The 18,220-nt window shown below is 44.9% G+C and carries 15 protein-coding genes; 8 read left to right on the plus strand and 7 right to left on the minus strand.

Features of this window, described 5'->3' with window-relative positions:
• Nucleotides 1–12: 12 nt before the first annotated feature.
• Complete coding sequence (locus L3V31_RS03280) at nt 13–1,902, minus strand: beta-glucoside-specific PTS transporter subunit IIABC (protein ID WP_237314684.1); 1,890 nt, start codon at nt 1,900–1,902, stop codon at nt 13–15.
• Nucleotides 1,903–2,310: 408 nt separating this feature from the next.
• Between L3V31_RS03280 and L3V31_RS03285 the strand changes: the two genes are divergently transcribed.
• Complete coding sequence (locus L3V31_RS03285; RefSeq protein WP_237314685.1) at nt 2,311–3,753, plus strand: glycoside hydrolase family 1 protein; 1,443 nt, start codon at nt 2,311–2,313, stop codon at nt 3,751–3,753.
• A 56-nt stretch (nt 3,754–3,809) separates the two neighbouring features.
• Here L3V31_RS03285 and L3V31_RS03290 read toward each other — a convergent pair whose 3' ends face one another.
• Nucleotides 3,810–4,826, minus strand: a complete 1,017-nt coding sequence (locus L3V31_RS03290; protein ID WP_237314688.1) for an AraC family transcriptional regulator — start codon at nt 4,824–4,826, stop codon at nt 3,810–3,812.
• A 128-nt stretch (nt 4,827–4,954) separates the two neighbouring features.
• On the opposite strand from L3V31_RS03290, the gene L3V31_RS03295 reads away from it, so the two are divergent.
• From L3V31_RS03295 to L3V31_RS03305, 3 genes are read left to right on the plus strand one after another with little or no spacing between them, the layout of a single operon-like run.
• On the plus strand, nt 4,955–5,716 hold the full coding sequence (locus L3V31_RS03295; RefSeq protein WP_237314690.1) for an SDR family oxidoreductase: 762 nt from the start codon (nt 4,955–4,957) through the stop codon (nt 5,714–5,716).
• Nucleotides 5,717–5,757: 41 nt separating this feature from the next.
• Nucleotides 5,758–6,270 carry a 2,4'-dihydroxyacetophenone dioxygenase family protein gene (locus L3V31_RS03300; RefSeq protein WP_237314692.1) on the plus strand — a complete coding sequence of 171 codons (513 nt, stop codon included), beginning with the start codon at nt 5,758–5,760 and terminating at the stop codon, nt 6,268–6,270.
• A gap of 4 nt (nt 6,271–6,274) precedes the next feature.
• Nucleotides 6,275–7,333 carry a zinc-binding dehydrogenase gene (locus tag L3V31_RS03305; RefSeq protein ID WP_237314694.1) on the plus strand — a complete coding sequence of 353 codons (1,059 nt, stop codon included), beginning with the start codon at nt 6,275–6,277 and terminating at the stop codon, nt 7,331–7,333.
• Nucleotides 7,334–7,400: 67 nt separating this feature from the next.
• Here L3V31_RS03305 and L3V31_RS03310 read toward each other — a convergent pair whose 3' ends face one another.
• Nucleotides 7,401–8,312 carry a LysR family transcriptional regulator gene (locus L3V31_RS03310; protein WP_237314696.1) on the minus strand — a complete coding sequence of 304 codons (912 nt, stop codon included), beginning with the start codon at nt 8,310–8,312 and terminating at the stop codon, nt 7,401–7,403.
• Nucleotides 8,313–8,537: 225 nt separating this feature from the next.
• Here L3V31_RS03310 and L3V31_RS03315 point away from each other — a divergent pair, with 225 nt between their 5' ends.
• Nucleotides 8,538–11,417 (plus strand): amylo-alpha-1,6-glucosidase, encoded by a 2,880-nt coding sequence (locus L3V31_RS03315; protein ID WP_237314698.1) that lies wholly within the window; start codon nt 8,538–8,540, stop codon nt 11,415–11,417.
• Nucleotides 11,418–11,502: 85 nt separating this feature from the next.
• On the opposite strand, the gene L3V31_RS03320 is transcribed toward L3V31_RS03315, so the two are convergent.
• Nucleotides 11,503–13,038 carry a DEAD/DEAH box helicase gene (locus tag L3V31_RS03320; protein ID WP_237314700.1) on the minus strand — a complete coding sequence of 512 codons (1,536 nt, stop codon included), beginning with the start codon at nt 13,036–13,038 and terminating at the stop codon, nt 11,503–11,505.
• Nucleotides 13,039–13,265: 227 nt separating this feature from the next.
• Here L3V31_RS03320 and L3V31_RS03325 point away from each other — a divergent pair, with 227 nt between their 5' ends.
• The gene (locus L3V31_RS03325) at nt 13,266–13,694 is read left to right on the plus strand and encodes a VOC family protein (protein ID WP_237314702.1); all 429 of its coding nucleotides are present in this window, start codon (nt 13,266–13,268) and stop codon (nt 13,692–13,694) included.
• 48 nt (nt 13,695–13,742) lie between these two features.
• On the opposite strand, the gene L3V31_RS03330 is transcribed toward L3V31_RS03325, so the two are convergent.
• Together L3V31_RS03330 and L3V31_RS03335 are read right to left on the minus strand one after the other, a co-directional pair.
• Nucleotides 13,743–14,453, minus strand: coding sequence for a lipoate--protein ligase (locus L3V31_RS03330; protein ID WP_237314704.1), 711 nt, complete (start codon nt 14,451–14,453; stop codon nt 13,743–13,745).
• 152 nt (nt 14,454–14,605) lie between these two features.
• Nucleotides 14,606–15,634 (minus strand): hypothetical protein, encoded by a 1,029-nt coding sequence (locus tag L3V31_RS03335; protein WP_237314706.1) that lies wholly within the window; start codon nt 15,632–15,634, stop codon nt 14,606–14,608.
• A gap of 541 nt (nt 15,635–16,175) precedes the next feature.
• Between L3V31_RS03335 and L3V31_RS03340 the strand changes: the two genes are divergently transcribed.
• A complete protein-coding gene (locus tag L3V31_RS03340; RefSeq protein WP_237314708.1) occupies nt 16,176–16,415 on the plus strand; it encodes a YdcH family protein in 240 nt (79 codons plus the stop codon).
• Between the two features lie 48 nt (nt 16,416–16,463).
• Here the strand turns inward: L3V31_RS03340 and L3V31_RS03345 are convergent, their stop codons facing one another.
• Nucleotides 16,464–17,114: a cupin domain-containing protein gene (locus L3V31_RS03345; protein ID WP_237314710.1), complete on the minus strand. Its 651-nt coding sequence runs from the start codon at nt 17,112–17,114 to the stop codon at nt 16,464–16,466.
• Between the two features lie 306 nt (nt 17,115–17,420).
• Here L3V31_RS03345 and L3V31_RS03350 point away from each other — a divergent pair, with 306 nt between their 5' ends.
• The gene (locus tag L3V31_RS03350) at nt 17,421–18,140 is read left to right on the plus strand and encodes a beta-ketoacyl-ACP reductase (protein WP_237314712.1); all 720 of its coding nucleotides are present in this window, start codon (nt 17,421–17,423) and stop codon (nt 18,138–18,140) included.
• The last annotated feature ends 80 nt before the right edge of the window (nt 18,141–18,220 follow it).

The following is an 18,220-nucleotide window of genomic DNA, read 5'->3' on the forward strand; positions in this document are numbered from 1 at the left end:
CTTTACTTACCCTTAAGCCATTTGAATTACAGGCTGTCCAATCTCAATATGTTTCACTTCCTGATCTTGCTCGATCAGTTCAAATTCATACTCATCACTGTTCATTACAATAAACGGTGTGGTTGTGTCATAACCCGCATCAGCGATACTCTGCAGATCAAATTTGATTAATGGGTCACCAGCTTTGACTTGTTGGTCGAGATCAACCAGGCACTCAAAGAATTGACCTTTTAGTTCCACGGTGTCGAGGCCGACGTGAATCAGTACTTCAGCACCGTTTGTCGATGTCATACCGACGGCATGCTTAGTCTCAATAACGGATGAAATCACTGCGTCACATGGGGCTCTCACAATTCCTTCTGTTGGTCGGATAGCGACACCATCACCCAGTAGTTTTTGTGAAAAGCTTTCATCATTAACTGTTTCCAGGGCAATAATCTCGCCTTTTAGCGGACTGACTAAAGTCGCTGTCTTTTTCATTACAGGCGATAATTCTGGGGTTACTTTTAATTCATTCTCTTTCTTGTCTTCTGCCTCAACTGGATCTTCAAAGCCAACAAAATAAACCAGTGTGATGGTGACGACGATGGTGATGCCTGTACCCAGAAGCGCACCAGTAAATGAGCTTGGGTTATCTGGGTTAATCGCGTTAACCACGGTCAGAATGCCTGTCAGCCCTGCATAAGCATAGTAGTACGTGTTGAACAGGCTCGCGACCGCAGCACCAATTGCGCCACCGATGCAGCCACAGATAAATGGTTTTTTCAGCCTTAATGTCACACCGTAGATTGCGGGCTCTGTAATGCCGAAGAAACCTGTAATGCCGGCAGAGTAAGCAGTAGTTTTCATGCGAGTATTGCGAGACTTTAATGCGACAGCGAAAGCTGCAGCCATTTGAGCTACAACGGCGATGCCACAGAAGGCTTGAATCGAGTCATAGCCGAAGTTTTCGTAGTTTGCCAAGACGATTGGAGTGGTACCCCAGTGAACACCGAAAATAACTAGAACTTGCCAAATTCCACCAATCACAGCTGCGGCAACAACGGGGGCGACGTCATACAACGTGTTGTAACCCGTTGCAATAACGCTTGCAACGAAGCTGGTCGCAGGGCCAATGAGAACCAGCGTAGCAGGCACCATGATTAGCATACAAAGTAACGGGGTAAACAGTTCACGTACTACGTCAGGTAGGATTCTTTTTATGTATTTTTCAACGTAACTCAGAGCCCAAACCATAAAAATAGGTGGCAGCACTGATGCGGTATAAACGGTTTTTGCCAGCGGTAAACCTAAGAAGGTTATTAATTCACCATCAGCGATTCGTGCAGCCATGTCTGCCCAAGATGGGTTGATGAGTGCACATGCACAAAGAATCGCAATAAGAGGGTTACAGTTAAAATGTTTGGATGCGGTGATGGCGATAAAAACTGGAAGAAAGACAAATGGTGTCCAGGACATAAAGTTCAGAACTTCAAATGCGCCAGTTCCGGCAACACTTGGAGCAAGATAGTGGACGAAAATCAAAGCACCTTGCAAGATACCAGCAGCCGCAAGAATATAAACAAAAGGCGCGAAAATCGACGACATAGAGGCGATAATCGCGTCCAACAACCGTACTTTCTCAGAACCTTCAGACATCAAAGACGTATCAACTAAAGTAGACATCGCGGCATAAACGTCTTGGACGTGAGTGCCGATAACAACCTGGAATTGACCGCCACTCATCACAACTGTAATAACGCCCGGCATTTCTTTAATTTTGTCTGCAGCACCTTCCGGTGTTTCTCTTAATACCAAGCGCAGACGGGTCGCACAGCGTGAGAATCTACTTATGTTTTCTTGTCCGCCTACTTGCGCAAGAATGTCTTTCGCAAGCTGAGCATAATCTCTGACTGCAGCCATATATTTCACCTTTCCCTTTATTATTTTTCGTTAATTTCGAATTATTGGAACCGGTTTCAGAATAAGTCGGAATAACTTTTTACATCAACAGCGATAAAAAGCAATACAGAATTGGATCACAGAAACAATCGTCAGACGATTTAAAAACGCTATACGGATCTCTTTTTCTGGCGCTAAGAACACATTCAAGCGCGGGTTTTAGAATAAAAACCAACCAGAAATGACAATCTGAAATGTTGGAACTCGATTTATCTTCGTCATCAATAAGTCTTAAAAAATATTTTTATGCATTATTGTAACCGGTTTCATTTTGTGTTTTATTGTAGAGAACGACATCTCGGAACTGAAGTGAACTTAGGTTTGAGTTGACCATTAAATAGATTAACTCATTGAATAGTGGTGAAATAAATGAGCAATAACGTTTTTCCAGAAGATTTTATGTGGGGTGGTGCAACGGCAGCAAACCAATTTGAAGGTGCATGGAACGTAGACGGTAAAGGACCAAGTACGAGTGATATGTTTAGCGGTGGTACCCATACCGTTGCTCGCCGAATTACCCGTACTATCGAAGAGGGGGGTCATTACCCTTCACATGAAGCGATCGACTTTTACCACCGTTTCCGCGAAGACATTGCGTTGTTTGCTGAAATGGGCTTTAAAACGTTTCGTTTTTCAATTAACTGGACGCGAATTTTCCCAACCGGTATGGAGTTGGAGCCAAATGAAGCGGGTTTGAAGTTCTATGAAGACGTTATCGACGAGCTAAAAAAATACGATATCGAGCCGCTGGTTACTATCTCACATTACGAACTGCCGTTCGGTCTGACTCAAGAATACAACGGCTGGGCTGGCAGAGAAGTGGTTGAATGCTATACACGCTACGCGGAAACACTGTTTAAGCGATTCAACGGTAAAGTGAAGTATTGGCTGACCTTCAACGAAATCAACATCGGTACTATGCCGATAGGCAACTACCTAGGTTTAGGTATTCTTAACGAAGGTACGGACGATTTTATTAATCAGGTCGACTACCCGCAGCTACGTTTTCAGGCATTGCACCACCAGTTTGTTGCCAGTGCAAAAGCGGTAAAACTGGCTCATGAGATCAATTCTGAGAATAAGGTTGGTTGTATGATCTGCTTCCTGACCACTTACCCATTCACCTGTAATCCGGAAGATATTGTGCTTGCGCAGGAACATATGAAAATGCACAACTATTTCTGCGGTGATATTCAGGTTCGTGGTCAATATCCTTACTACGCAAAGCGTTACTTCGAAGAAAATAACATTGAAGTGAAAATGGAAGCGGGCGATGCAGAAATCCTTGCTGAAGGAACCGTCGACTACTACACGCTAAGCTACTACATGTCGAATTGTGTTTCTGCGGATCCAAGTAAGGAAACGACTTCTGGTAACCTAATGGGCGGCGTGAAGAACCCTTACTTGCAAGCATCAGACTGGGGCTGGCAAATAGACCCAATTGGTTTGCGTTATACGCTGAATGAAATTTATGCTCGATACGAAGTACCACTGATGGTTGTCGAGAATGGTTTGGGTGCCTTCGATAAAGTCGAAGAAGATGGCTCAATCAACGATAGCTACCGTATTGATTACCTGAAAGCCCACATTGAGCAAATGGGTGAGGCGGTGAAAGACGGCGTTGATTTGTGGGGTTATACACCTTGGGGTTGTATCGACTTGGTGAGCGCATCCACTGGTGAGATGGAAAAACGCTACGGCTTTATTTATGTCGATAAAGACAACAATGGTGAAGGTACCTTAGATCGTAAGAAGAAGGCTTCTTTCGACTGGTACAAAAAAGTCATCGCGTCGAATGGTTCAGAGCTTTAACGCACGCTTAAGCCGTTTAAATGAATGACCGAATTGAATACAAAAGAGCGCTAGTATTAGCGCTCTTTTACTTTTTCTAATTTATGATCTTTTCGCCACTGACTCGGTGACTTGCCCGTCCATTGACGAAAGTGACGACTGAATACCGCCGTTTCGGCATAGCCTAGCTGCAACGCGATATCGGTAATACTTTGGATATTTTCATTAAGGCGACGTTCCGCCAAGCTCTGCCTCACTTGTCTCAAGAGCAGGCTATAATTCTTCCCGCGCTCTTTTAATCTTATTTGTAACATTCTCGGATGCATGTCTAAAGCTCGGGCGACCTGTTCAACGCTGCACTCTCCTGTCGGCAATAACCGCCCGATCATATCTCTGGCTTGATCGCTCAGATTATCCGGATAGCGATTTTTCAGGTATTTAAGATGCTCCTGAAAGTGTCGATCTAACGCGTCTTCATCTTGATGGTTTCGAGTATCAAGCAGGCTTGCCTTGAGCATAATGCCGTTAAATTTCTCACCAAATCGAATCTTGGGTAACGGGGCTGAGTTGCCATTTCGGTTTTCCAAGCTGCCAAATTGAGTCAGGTACAGGGTGAAACTATTCATATCAATGTTGAGTAAATTCGCCAGAAACCTAGCCATTTGCATGACACTCATTTGCATCAGCTGAGTGGTCACTTGTTCACTGTAAGTATCAATGCTTAAAGAAAGTCTCATCCATTCATCTTGTGGTGTCATCGAGAATTTAACACCTGAAGATTGCAAATAGAGGTAATCATTAGCGCGTATTAACGCCTCTCTGACCGTTTCAGCGCGAGCGACCAGCATGGGTAAGTCGCCTAATGCATTAAAGCTTTGCCGTTGAGCCAGTAAGACACCAAACATCGGTTCCTGACAGCGTATCGCAGCGACTTCCAGAAGTTCGGCCAGCCTCGAATTGGCGATGTAAGTGTCGGGATCGCGGAACTGGGCAGCAGAAAGCCCGGCCTGTTTCATTATTTCTATCGGATTCTGTCCGTGTTCAGAAACTAAACTATCAAATTTGTCTGCTGCACCGCTTCTAACGATATACATATCTCGATTTTGAAATGTTAATGGTTTGTGAATCGCAATATATCAAATTTTATTCGTAAAAGGTCAAGTGAGTGTCAGTGAGTTGATCTAAGTTACATTTTTATAACATGTCGAGAAAGGGAAGCTAAATGGAACTGATGAACAAAACTGCGATCGTCACTGGTGCTGCTGGTGGAATTGGTCAAGCCATCGTAGGCAAACTACGTGAGCAGGGAGCGAACGTGCTGGCTGTCGACATTTCTCAACAATCGCTTGAAGTTTATAAAGATGCAGATTCGAAGTCATTAAAGACTTTTTCTGCGGATGTGACGGATTTTCAGCAAGTGGAAGCCATGGTCAACTACGCAGTCGCGGAGTTTGGCAAGCTGGATATCATGATTAATAACGCTGGCATTGGTTTAGCAAAACCGCTGCTAGAACATGATCCGGTCGCCGATTTTGAACCCGTTTCTAAGGTCAATCAAAACGGGGTTTACTATGGCATTTTGGCTGCAGGACGTCAGTTCCAAGCACAAGGCACACCGGGTGTCATCCTCAATACCTCTTCTGTTTACGCGCAAATGGCAGCTGAAATGACGTTCACTTACAACGTGAGTAAAGCCGCCGTTGACATGATGACAAAATGTGCAGCTTTGGAGCTGGCACCGTTGGGTGTTCGTGTTTGCGCCATCGCACCGGGTCGCGTGGATACTCCAATGCTACGCCAATATGAAGCGCTTGGCCTTTGGGAGCACATCCGCAAAGAGCAGATGCGCGATACCTTTACCCAAACAGAAGAAATCGCCAACGTGGTTGCATTCTTGGTCAGCGAAAAAGCGAATTGCATCAATGGTTGCACAGTTAGTGCATCAGACGGTTTCGAGAATTTTAAATACCCATTACTGGGCTAAGACGTGGAAGTCTAATTACAACAAAAGCGAGGAAGCAAGTTATGTCATTACCAGAAGTTATTCAGCATCAGGATTTTCTGTTAACTCTAAACACAAATGAAGAATCGATCATCAAAGATGCTCTGCCGGGTGTTGATGTTTACCCGTTGTTTCTTGATCCAGAAAACGGCACTTGGGTAATTCGAGCGAAGTTTAAGCCAGGAATTACACTACCGAAGCACTTCCACACGGGCGTGGTGCATTTCTACACGTTAAGCGGTATGTGGCATTACACAGAATATCCAGATCAAAAACAAACGGCTGGCAGCTACCTGTACGAGCCAGGCGGTTCTATCCACACATTCCACTGTCCAGAAGAGTCAGGCGGTGCAGATGGCTTTATGGTCATCCAAGGTGCGAACATCAACTTTGATCAAGACGGCAACTTCATGAACATCATGGACGCTGGCTGGATCGAGCAAGTGGTTATCGCCACGGCTAAAGCTCAAGGCATCACACCACGTTACATCAAGCCAGGTGCGATTGCAGGTGTAAGCGACCAGCTTGGAGAGTAATTCCATGACAACAATGAACAGTATCGTAATGCAAGATGGCGGTGTTTACTTGCAGCAGGTGGATGTACCTAAACCGGCCCCGGGCCAAGTACTTGTTCGTAGCTTAGCGTGTGGTATTTGTGGTTCAGATATACACATTGCACGTCATACGGACGAAGTATTTGATGTTTACCGTAAGCTTGGTGTGATGTCAGAAAGCATGGATGACCATACTCAAGTCATGCTAGGGCACGAGTTTTGTGCGGAAATCGTGGAATACGGTGATGATACACAACAAGCACTACCTGTTGGTAGCCGCGTTACTTCTGTGCCGATCCTAATGAGCCAAAATGGCGCTGGTGTTGGTGTGACGCCGGGTATCCACGGTGCATACTCTGAATACTTTTTGCTTGATGAAGCGCTGCTTCTGCCTGTTCCTGAGAACGTTCCTTCAGAAGCTGCCGCGTTGACAGAACCACTGGCGGTTGGGTTGCATGCAGTGAATCGCAGTGACATCTTGGTTGATGAAGTGGCGTTGGTTGTTGGTTGTGGTCCTATTGGTCTTGCGGCTATCACAGCGCTTAAACTGCGTGGCGTTACCAATATTCTGGCGGTCGATATTCAAGATGAGAAGTTGGAACTGGCAAAAGAGTTTGGTGCAACACGCGTGGTAAACCCGACCAAAGAAGATGAAGTTGCGGTCGGTGCCGAAGTCGCAGCAGGTTCACGTCTGGTTATCTTTGAGTGTGTGGGTAAACACACCTTGATTGATGACTTCATTCGCCGTGCTCCAGCAGGCGCTCGCATTGTAGTGACTGGTATTCATACGACACCTACGAGCATCAACTACGCTTACGCGACCGTTAAAGAGCTTGATCTACGCTTCTCTTACTACTATCAACCACATGAGTTTGAGCAATGTCTTCAAGCCATAGCGGAAGGTAAAGTGCCATGGCAGAAAATGCTGACGGCTAAAGTGGGTATGGATGGCGTTGAAAGTGCATTTAAGCAGTTATTGACACCAAATGACCACATTAAGGTTGTGATTGAACCTTGGCGAAATGGCAAGTTACAAGTCGTGTAAAGTTGATTGATTGCATAAGGGTTTTTAGCTTACTCACGCCCCGGCACACTGTTGTGTTGGGGCTTTTTTATCTTAGCATTTTGGCGTGTTGTGTGATGCCAGAAATTAAGTCAAGGTGTGACTCGGATGTCTCTCGACGATGACGATAAATGCCTACCGTTCCCGGTTTCGGTTCGGTTGCCATGCTTAAACATTGCAATCCAAAGGACTCCAGGTAGGGTTGCAAATGACGGGTGTATGACATGACGGCGACACTCTCTTTCAGCATATCAATACTGGCAAGTAACGAGTCGACTTCGTAGGTTGGCCTGTCATCCAATTGTTGTCTCTCTCGCTCATTCTGTTTTGGAATTGGATTATCGATAACGTGATTAAATTTTTTCGCGTCATAAGTGACAGATAAAGCTGGATACTCATGCAACATGGCGTCCGTGACGACTTTTCCTAACAGAGGATGATCGGGAGCAACGAAATACGCATCCACTGTTTGAAATAAAGGAATAAAAGTGACGTCACACTTGGAAGACAATCCAACGATTTCATGGCCGATAAAAAACTCGATTTGTTCGTTGATCAAAGAGTCCATCAGCCCGAGGTGATTCCCAAATTCAACGTGTGTGGATGCGGAAGGCAGTTTGGTCAAGTGCTCATTGAGTGCTTGTTTCACAAACAAAGGCCACCAGGCATCGCCCGTTCCCATCTTTATCTTACCGACCTGATATTGTTTTCTCTCTTCAATGCTTTGCATCATTTGGTTGTATTCGTGCTGCATCGCATTACTGTGTCGATAGAGGATACGGCCATATTCAGTCAGAACCATGCCGTTGGGATGACGTTCGAACAGTGTTACACCGAGATTTTCTTCAAGTTTCTTCAAATTACTGGTCACAGTCGGCTGGCTAAGCCCCGCTAACCTAGCTGCGGCACTGATGCTTTGACAGCGAGCAACCAGCAAAAATTGCTGCAGAGATTTATCCATATTCTTCGTCCCCCTCTTTAAGCGCCGTGTATTTTTGCATACTTTCGTAGGCGAATCACAAACTTGGCATTCAATTTTGTAGGAAAAATCTGTATTTCATAGATCTAAATCACCGTTGGGGTTTGAGGTATAGATGTCATCTATACCTCAACGTCTGTTACCTATTTTTCTCTTAAGAATGCGTTCCTTAGACTAACGCCCAAAATAACAATCTAAGGAATGAACATGAAACCGAGCTTTATTGCGCTTGCTGTCGCGTCTTGTATTGGTCTGGCTGGATGTGGATCTGATACGTCAGAAGTCACAGAGTCTGTCGACCAACCTATTATCTCTGCGGAGCTGTATTTGCGAGGATTAAATGGGGATTGGGGCACAGCTGACCACGCCAAGCTAAACTATTTGGGCAACAATGAGTACGAAACCGTACTTCGGGTCGCTCGAGGTAGCAATCAGTTTAAGATTGCCGATCCGGGGTGGCAGATCCAATACACCTATTTTGAGGAGCCCGCGGCGTTTGATGAAGCTCAGGATTACCTGCCAAAACCCGATAGCAATGAAGCGTGTATGAACGGTGACTGTAACTCGGAGATCACGTTTGCAGACAAAGGGTACTACAAGTTTTCTGTAAGCTTTGCCGATGAAAGTCGCGCGACAATGACAGTGACAAAAGCAACGCAAGAAGAAGCTGAAAAATACTACTCCGATGCGATTTTAGACCCTGCAATGGTGCATGAGGGGCATCAGAGTACAGAGGTAAAACGGTTCGCTAATTATGATGATTCCAGCGAAAGTGTCACTTTCTCTGTGAAAGACCCGAGTGCGGAGAGGCGTGAGTTTGGTATTTCAACCACGACTGAATTACGCGATGCATTAGATCAGGGGCTTGTCGTTAATGAGCAAGCGGGGCCACGGGTTTTGTCGGGAGATGTTGCATTTGATGCGCTGTTTGCATTGACGATGAAAGAGCTGGATCAACTGGCAGTATCTGAAATCAAAGACGGCAATTACAACTACAATAACCCAATTAAAGCCGAAGTTTTTGAGACGGGCGCGAAATGGCACTATGTCTGGACGCGAGATCTAGCCTATGCCGCTGATCTTTCTCTTGCTCTTATGAATCCAACTCGCGTTCAAAATGGCTTAAACTTTAAACTGTCTGCTTTCCGCGAAACGACAGAGCAACAATATGATGGTGAGCAAATTGTCCAGGATACTGGTACGGGCGGAAGTTGGCCGATCAGTACGGACAGGACCACTTGGGCACTTGGTGCTGAACGATTACTTTCGGCGCTGGATGGAGAAGAATACAGCCAGTTTGCTGAACGTGCTTATAAAGCGATCAGCAACACGTTAGAAGCCGATCGTCTAGCCGCTTTTGACGCGAAATCAGGACTTTATACTGGTGAACAATCCTTCCTTGATTGGCGTGAACAAACTTATTCCACATGGACGCCTGATGATGTGAATGCCATCGGCAGTAGCAAAGCCTTGTCGACTAACGTGGTGCACTACCGCGCGTTAAAACTCGCAGCCAAACTGGCTGAGCAATTCGACTCTAGCAATGCAGTGAAGTACGGTGAGTGGGCTGAGCAATTGAAGTCAGACATTAATGCCCAATTCTGGAATACTGAGCGTGGTATGTACGTGAGTTACCTGTTCGATAACGGTAAAGACATTGCAGTCGATAAATACGACATGCTAGGTGAGGCGCTTGCGATCATCAGTGGCATCGCGACAGACACACAAGCTAAGCAAATCATGTCGAATTACCCTCACAGCGAGTTTGGCGTACCTGTTTATTTTCCTCAACAACCGGATGTACCCGTTTATCATAACCGAGCAATCTGGCCATTTGTAACAGCGTATAGCTTGCGTGCGGCCCATCAAACACAAAATGTTGCAGCGGCGAATAATGCGATTCAGTCACTGGTCCGCGGAACGGCAACCAACTTGTCGAACATGGAAAACTTAGAGTGGTTATCGGGCAAGTCTTTCATTATTCACAGTGATCACGGTGAAGATCCGAGCCTTGATGGGCCAGTCATTAATTCTCAGCGACAACTTTGGTCTGTAGGTGGTTACCTAAATATGGTGGTGGAAACGATTTTTGGTATCCATACCGAGACGGGGCAGCTTGAGATAAAACCGTTTATTACAAGCTGGGTACGCAATAACTTACTTGCTCAATCTGAACAAATCACGCTGGAAAACTTCGTATTCAAAGGGAAAACGTACTCGGTGACGGTTGAATTGCCGGAAGTCAGCGAGGATGAAGCGGGATATTACGCTGTTGAAAATGTCACTCTAGACCAAGATGGAAACTACCGCGTGACATTAGGCGGATTGGTCAATGTTGAGAGTGAAGTAAAACTGGTCTCGGGAGTTGCGCCATACGCCAGCGAAGATAGCCGTGTTTATTCACCGAAAGAGCCTACCTTAGTTGCGTCATCCGCAGACAATTCGATCAACATTGCTGTGGAGAGCAAATACAATGTGAACTTGTACCGTAATGGCGATTTAATTCAGTCTAATGTGGCTGCACAGACATACACGGATGTGCCAGAAGGTTTTGCTTGCTACATCGCTGAAAGCATCAATGAGCAGGGTTTCCGCTCGAATCCAAGTCAGCCTGTTTGTATTGGCAACGAGGTTCGTATCCAACTGGAAGGGGATTATCAGCCTCTTAAAGAGGATGTCTCTGTTGTCACCGTAAATAAAGACAGCGGTGCGGTGAATGGACTGGAGTCGTTCTCTGTACCATCAAGTGGTACTTACCGATTTGATGCTTGGTACAACAATAATCTGGGCCAGCTCAATACGGGGATTACTAACGCCGTTAAGCTGTTAGAAGTGACCGATGAGGCAGGCACCGTCGTTGGCCAAGGCTACTTGCAGATGGGACACATTGGTGAAAACCAAGGTATGCGTTACTCAAACGCCATTGAAGTGACGTTAGAGCAGGGGACGATGTATCAGATTACGCTTAAGGATCATTTCAATATGAGTTATCTCAAATCGAATGAAACTTACATTTATGCAGGTGGCATTGAAGGTGAGCTGAATGAAGCACAAATTGCGGATATTCGTATTACCCCTTTGAAATAATTGACTCGTTTGGAATAAAAACAAAGCCGCTCAGATGATGAGCGGCTTTGTTCGTATCAGTCAGACTAACGTGTCAGCGGCTGATTTAGTTTGCAGGTTGTGGACGAGCCTGACGACGTTGTCCTGATGGCTTATTACCTGATGGTTTTGCGTTGTTTGGCTTGCGATTACCTGCTGGCTTCCCACCATTACCGCTCTTATTTCCACTTGGCTTGTTGCTATTTGGTTGGGTGTTTGAACGCCCTTGACCTTCACGGTTACCTTTCGGGTTTCCCGCTCCAGCCTGGTTTGAGCTATTTTTGTTGCCGCTGTTGTTACCCTTACCGTTACCAGTGAAACGGCGCTTAGGTTTACCATCACCGTTAGATGCTTTTTTATCGGCAGAATGCGTGTTGTTGCCTTCTGCTTGAGGTGCTTTTGGTTTTTTAGGTTTCTTTGGTTTTTTAGGCTTAATCGGACGCGTATCCAGTTTTGACTCTGGCACGACATTCGTTGGTGCGAAGCCATCAAGCTCTTTACGTGGCAACACTTCTTGAATTAAACGCTCGATCGCAAATAATTCAGGAGCTTCAATCGCACAAACTAGCGAGATAGCTTTGCCCACTTCGCCCGCACGACCTGTACGACCGATACGGTGTACGTAGTCTTCTGCAACCTTTGGCAATTCAAAGTTCACGACTTGTGGTAGCTGAGGGATATCAATACCGCGAGCTGCGATGTCTGTCGCAACCAGCACTCGAATCTCACCCGATTTAAAATCAGCCAGTGCTTTGGTACGTGCACCTTGGCTTTTATTACCGTGAATTGCTGCCGCTGGTAGATTTTGTTCTACCAAGAACTTAGCCAAGCGGTTTGCGCCATGTTTTGTGCGCATGAATACCAGTACTTGTCGCCAATCACCATCATTAATCAGCTTCACCAGCATTGGCGCTTTTTTCTTTACGTCTGCCGGGTAGATGGATTGTTCCACTGTTCGTGCGGTTGAGTTTGCTGGGTTAACCGAAATCTCGACAGGATTGTTCACCAAGCCTTTCGCAAGGTCGCGGATCTCATTTGAGAATGTCGCAGAGAACAGTAGGTTCTGACGTTTCTTTGGTAGTAAATTAAGAATCTTACGAATGTCGCGAATAAAGCCCATATCAAGCATTCGGTCTGCTTCATCCAGCACCAATACTTCTAGTTGGTCGAATTTCAGCGCGTTCTGGTTATAAAGGTCCATCAGTCGACCTGGTGTGGCGACCAACACATCCGCACCTTTACGCAGACGCAGCATTTGCGGGTTGATCTTTACACCACCAAATACGACCGCGCTTGAAAGCGGCAGGTGACGGCTGTACATGAAGACATTTTCTTGTACCTGAGCGGCAAGCTCACGCGTTGGGGTCAGGATCAGAGCGCGAATGTGATTTCCACGAACGCTAGGTCCATTCGACAAACGCTCCAAGATTGGCAGCGTAAAGCCCGCTGTTTTACCCGTACCGGTCTGTGCTGCAGCCATGACATCTTTCCCTTCCAATATTGCCGGAATTGCCTGAGCCTGGATTGGAGAAGGGGTATCATAGCCTTTTTCCTGAATAGCTTTAAGGATTGGAGCAGATAGACCTAACGAGGTAAAACCCATATGTATGATTCTCAATTGTCGAGTTATATAACAGCGCGTCGAAATTAGTTTCGATACGAAAAGTGCGACATTCTGAGGCTTTTGTGCGCTAGCTTCAACTAATTCCGTATTTGATCGCCATCTCATTTTTATAGCCACATTAAAAATCGACCTTTACCTCAACTTAGCTTGAGGTTCTAGAGTGTGCAGTAAGGATATGAAAGCGAGAAGAAAAAAGGAAAACACAGATGAAAAGTTACGTTGAACACGCCAATATCTCAGTAGTCGATGCACAAAAGACCGTTCAATTTTTAATCTCGGCGGTTCCTGAGTGGACAGTACGTGGCGGCGGAAAAGTTGATAATTGGTTTGGTCGCTCTATTGAATGGTTTCACGTTGGTGACGACCATTCTTATATTGCGATCTCCTCAGGTGGAAAAGGAGAAGCGAATCATTGGACATCGCAATTTACCGGCGTTAAACATGTTGGGATTGTGGTACCAAATGTAGAGGAGCTCATCGAACGGCTAAGGCTCGCAGGGTACGAGCTGGATCATAGAGGTGATGAGCACCCGTTCAGAAAGAATGTCTACTATATGGAAGATCACGGCATGCAGTTTGAGTTTATCGAGTACTTCTCTGATGTGCTTAGTGAGCGCAATGATTATTCTCACTAACTGATATATAGCGTTTGGAGCAGGATTCACATCTTGCTCCTTTTTAAGCTACGTGCGTTTGGCTTGTTCTAAAAAAGTACTGGTTAGTCGCTGAAATAGTGCGTCAACAGCTGGCCTATCTGCGATGTGATCGAACAGTGGGGTGTGTACTTCTCCACGAATATCATCGCTGTGACCACAAAGTTGGTTACACAGTCGCACTGGCTCAACGATTGTGTCGACATTTGCATCAATCAGGATGCAAGCTTGGGACAAGACGACTTTTCCACCGCCTTTTTTAAGCAACACGCGTTGTGCGGTACCGACGATTTTTTGCCCTTCAATATTCAAATTGTACTCACCATCACAGTATGAATAAGGCGTAGCGTGTACATCGACTTTAACGCCAAGCTGTTCAAAAAATGCCGTTAATATGGCACATAAATCCAGATACGCCTTTTTTATGTCGTAGGGCTCTGAATCTGGCCAATGATAGATGTGAGAGAGGTTGATGATTCCCGGAACTTGAGGAACTGGAGCACCGCCAGTTTTGCGGGAGAATAACTTCCAGCCGGATTCAGTCAAAGCGTTTTGCAACTCTTCCGAAATAGGCCATTTCCTCCCTGCAGGCAGCACCAATGTCGGGCTTTTGACTTGCCAGAGTAGCAAGACTTGCGACAGCTGATTAGATTGAACCTGAGCTATCAGTTCATCTTCTTTATCAAAGACATCAGAGACTTCCGTTGCGACATAACGAATCAATTTATTCTTAGAAGCCAATTACTATCCCTCACTTTTTAACGCTATACGTTTTATCTCAGATACAAAGAAGTTAGCACCTCTCTGTTTGGTTTTTTTGTCCCATTGAAGTATCAAAGCAGGCTGGTTGAGCCTGCTTTGTTCGCTTTAGTTAGTTTCATCTCTACCTTTGACTAGTTTATGTCAGCCGTTGCGATAGCGATTAAGTCGGTAAATGACAACGAGAAAGACTGATCTGTATTCAGCGCTCTAGCTGGAAATTCTAATCTTAATTGGGCATGTTCTGGTGCTTTTTGCACAAGTTGTGTGACGAACGTTCGAGTTTCTCCAGGTGAGATAGATAAACGCTTACTACCTTGAGAAGAGAGCTCCGCAATGCCTATTGTTGGTAAACTGTTACCATCATTATCTTCAATACTGAGCAGTGATTCCGGTCGGTAAAAAAGGTTTCCGCTTTCATTACGATAAGCGCTAAATGTGTTGAACTGAGGCTCCAGTTCGCCCTCTGAGCCGATATTGGTTACCGAGAAAGTCACATTGGAGCCATCGAAGTCTTCCACTTTGACTAGAACGTTATCATTTTGATAGCTCGCAGCGGCAACGGCGCTAGAACCTTCTTCGTTGTTTTGCTGGTCGTTATTGCGTTCATTCGATTCGCTCGGTTGTTTATTGCTTTGCTTTTTGACCATAGCGTAAGACTGGTCAGCCATTGCTATTAGTGCTGGAATGGAATAGAGAGTAAGGCCTTCTAAATGATCAAAATCTATCTTCGCATATTGGGTCTGTTTATGGCTTGAAAATTGACAGTAACCATCGACAAGGCTGATCAATGCCAGCTCATAGGTGCCTTTCAATCGCTCAGCTTCCTTCGCGGCCAGATTTAAATTCGATCTCATCCTTTGAATGTCTTTGAGTGTGCGTTTGGGATAGCGGCTATTGGGCGAAACGTCGTTAGAAACCGATACAAGTTCTTCCGTTACGAACGGATTTTTCGCTGTAGGAATGACGGTAGTGATGCGGTTAGATTTCGTAATATCCTGACCGAGTAACACTACCATTTTTTGTGAGACTGACGTTCGGTTGGTTGCCAATATGTTGTTGCAGTTTGGCGACGTTGCAGCGTATGAGTAGTAAACGGGAAAATAGGAAATTAGGACAGCCAAGCCCGTAATGAAGAGTACTTTTGTTATTCGAATGTTCATCCTGATAACCCCTCTGTAGCTTAGCGCGATAGGCGGACTTTTTCTTAATCGGCCAGTTTGGTTTCGCGACTTTCAGAATGGTTGTGATCAACTCTTCGTAGCTGGTTACCTTGTTATACCATGTCTTCGACACTTTGAGTTTCTTTAAATTCGCACGTTCAAAAGTGCCTGATTTAGAGGGTATTAATGCTAGAAAGTTGATGCCTTTGTTTGAAAGATAGACCTAACTTTTAGAACCATCAAATGTGTGAGCAGAGGAAGAAATTACGTCATTTGTTTAGGCGTGAATAAAAACATACACTTACTGTAGAAAGTTGATTTGAAGGAAAAAATAAATTATTCCGAAGGAACTTTTTAGCGAACTGACTTACTAGCTAAGTCTTAGAGCAATTGTGATCTGGACTTCGGTTTTCTTTAGGTTATGAGTAAGTAAAAGTGTGGGCAATTCGACGATATATTGCCCGATGTAATGCTATGTTTATTAATGCACTGCTTAAAATGTGAGCAAACATATACATCAACCATCCACCAAGAGGTCTATATGTTAGGTGAAAATCACTCATTAACTCATGAATTTCCAGAACATTTGGATACCATTTCCCATCTGTCAGCAAATGATGCATCCTTTGCTGAAAACGTGAGAAACTACAACGCCTTGGATAAAGAAATACGTGTTTTGGAACTGCAAGGTAACCCAATTGATGATCACGAAATGAATATACTGAAGCATAATCGTGCTGAACTGAAAGATTGGTTACATTCCAAAATCATGGGGGCATAGCCAACTAATGAGTATCGGCTCGTATATATATACGAGCCTTTTTCTTTTTTAAACAGGTAGATGCCCTGTCTTGACCCAAATCACCGTTTCTTCTCCGACAAATGGCGCGTGTTCACTTAAATGTGGATTTCGCATCCAGGTATGCTTGGGGTAGATACCGAATTCATCTTTAAACTCGCCTGATAAAACTAAGATTTCCTCACCACCAAAGTGTTTGTGTGGTTGAAACTGTTCGCCCTCCGGCCACTTCACAAGCGCGACACATTCGTTTTTAAAATCATGTAGAGGCATGACTTGTAACCTACCAATTCCCGGTTTCCACTCTGCCTTATTGGTATCTGTGCGGACTTCAGTAAGATCTTGAGGATCAAACTGGTTTAGTTTTACCAAAATAACACAGCCTTCTTCGCTGAATGGTGCATGATGGCTACCTGGCGGATTACGAATATAAGTCCCAGCAGGGTAATCGCCATTTTCATCAGAAAATACGCCTTCAAGTACTAAAATTTCCTCACCGCTAGGGTGGTGGTGCGTCGCAAAGCGTGATCCAGCTTCATATTTTACAATACTGGTGGTGTGTCCTGATTCTTTCGCTTCACGTTCTAATGGTTTTCGCCATACGCCTGGAGCGGGGCTGGCGAGCCATTCTTGTTGAGCCGTGTTAATCACGACCCTCTGAGTAAAATTCATATTCAACATGCTGAAATTCCGAGACCTATTTTTCGCAGAATGTTTTGTGATTGTAAGTGTAACATCCCCAATCGGCTTAAAAACCTTATAAGAAGTGTATGAAAATTTGTTGGAAACAAGCAAAGCTAACGGCCACGACGCAGAGAGGGGAGTTAAAAATACTGACCAATTGTATCGGTTTGCTCACAACGCACTTCTGGAATTTATCTATAGTTTTATTAGCAACGCAAAGGCGTGCTAGAACGAGGAGCTAAGAGGGTACAAGAAGAAGTGCTAAAGCGCAGGTTGTATTCTCTAAAATAAAGGAACACCAAGATGAAAAATGACAAGGTAGCCATTGTCACCGGTGCCGCTCGCGGTATTGGACGAGCGATTTGTGAGCAATTACTGGAAGATGGCTTTAATGTCATCGGGTTAGATATCTCACCAGTAGAGTGGGGAGACTCACCACAACTTTCTAGTTATCAAGTTAACCTGTGTGACTCCAAAGGAGTCAACGAAGTGGTCGATAGTATTATCAAGCAACATCACAGAGTCGATGTATTGGTTAATAACGCTGGTATTACGAGAGATGCCTTACTTCAGGATATGCTGGAAAAAGATTGGGACAGTGTGGTCGACGTAAACCTCAAAGCGGTATTTTTATTAACTCAAAGTGTCGCACCAGTAATGTTAAATCAAGGGGCCGGAAGCATCGTTAATATCTCTTCCATTGTCGGCACTGATGGGAATATTGGTCAGAGTAATTATGCTGCCAGCAAAGGCGGTGTCATATCAATGAGTAAAGGGTGGGCGAAAGAGCTTGCTCGAAAAGGTGCACAAATACGGGTGAATTGTGTTGCTCCCGGGTTCATCGTTACCGATATGACCAAAGATCTGCCAGAAAAAGTGATCAAAATGATGGAAGGCAAAACACCATTGGGACGGATGGGGTCCGTTCGAGATATCGCAAATGGTGTCGCCTTTTTAGCATCAGATAAGAGTGAATTCATTACAGGACAAGTGTTAAAAATCGATGGTGGCTTAGTCTTGTAGTCTCTTCGCGCCGTCCTTTCATGGGGCGGCTTTTTCCTACCCATAGCCATATCTGCTTGATTTATCTTATAGCGCTAAAG

Source organism: Vibrio sp. J1-1 (assembly GCF_021728395.1).
Taxonomy (GTDB): domain Bacteria; phylum Pseudomonadota; class Gammaproteobacteria; order Enterobacterales; family Vibrionaceae; genus Vibrio.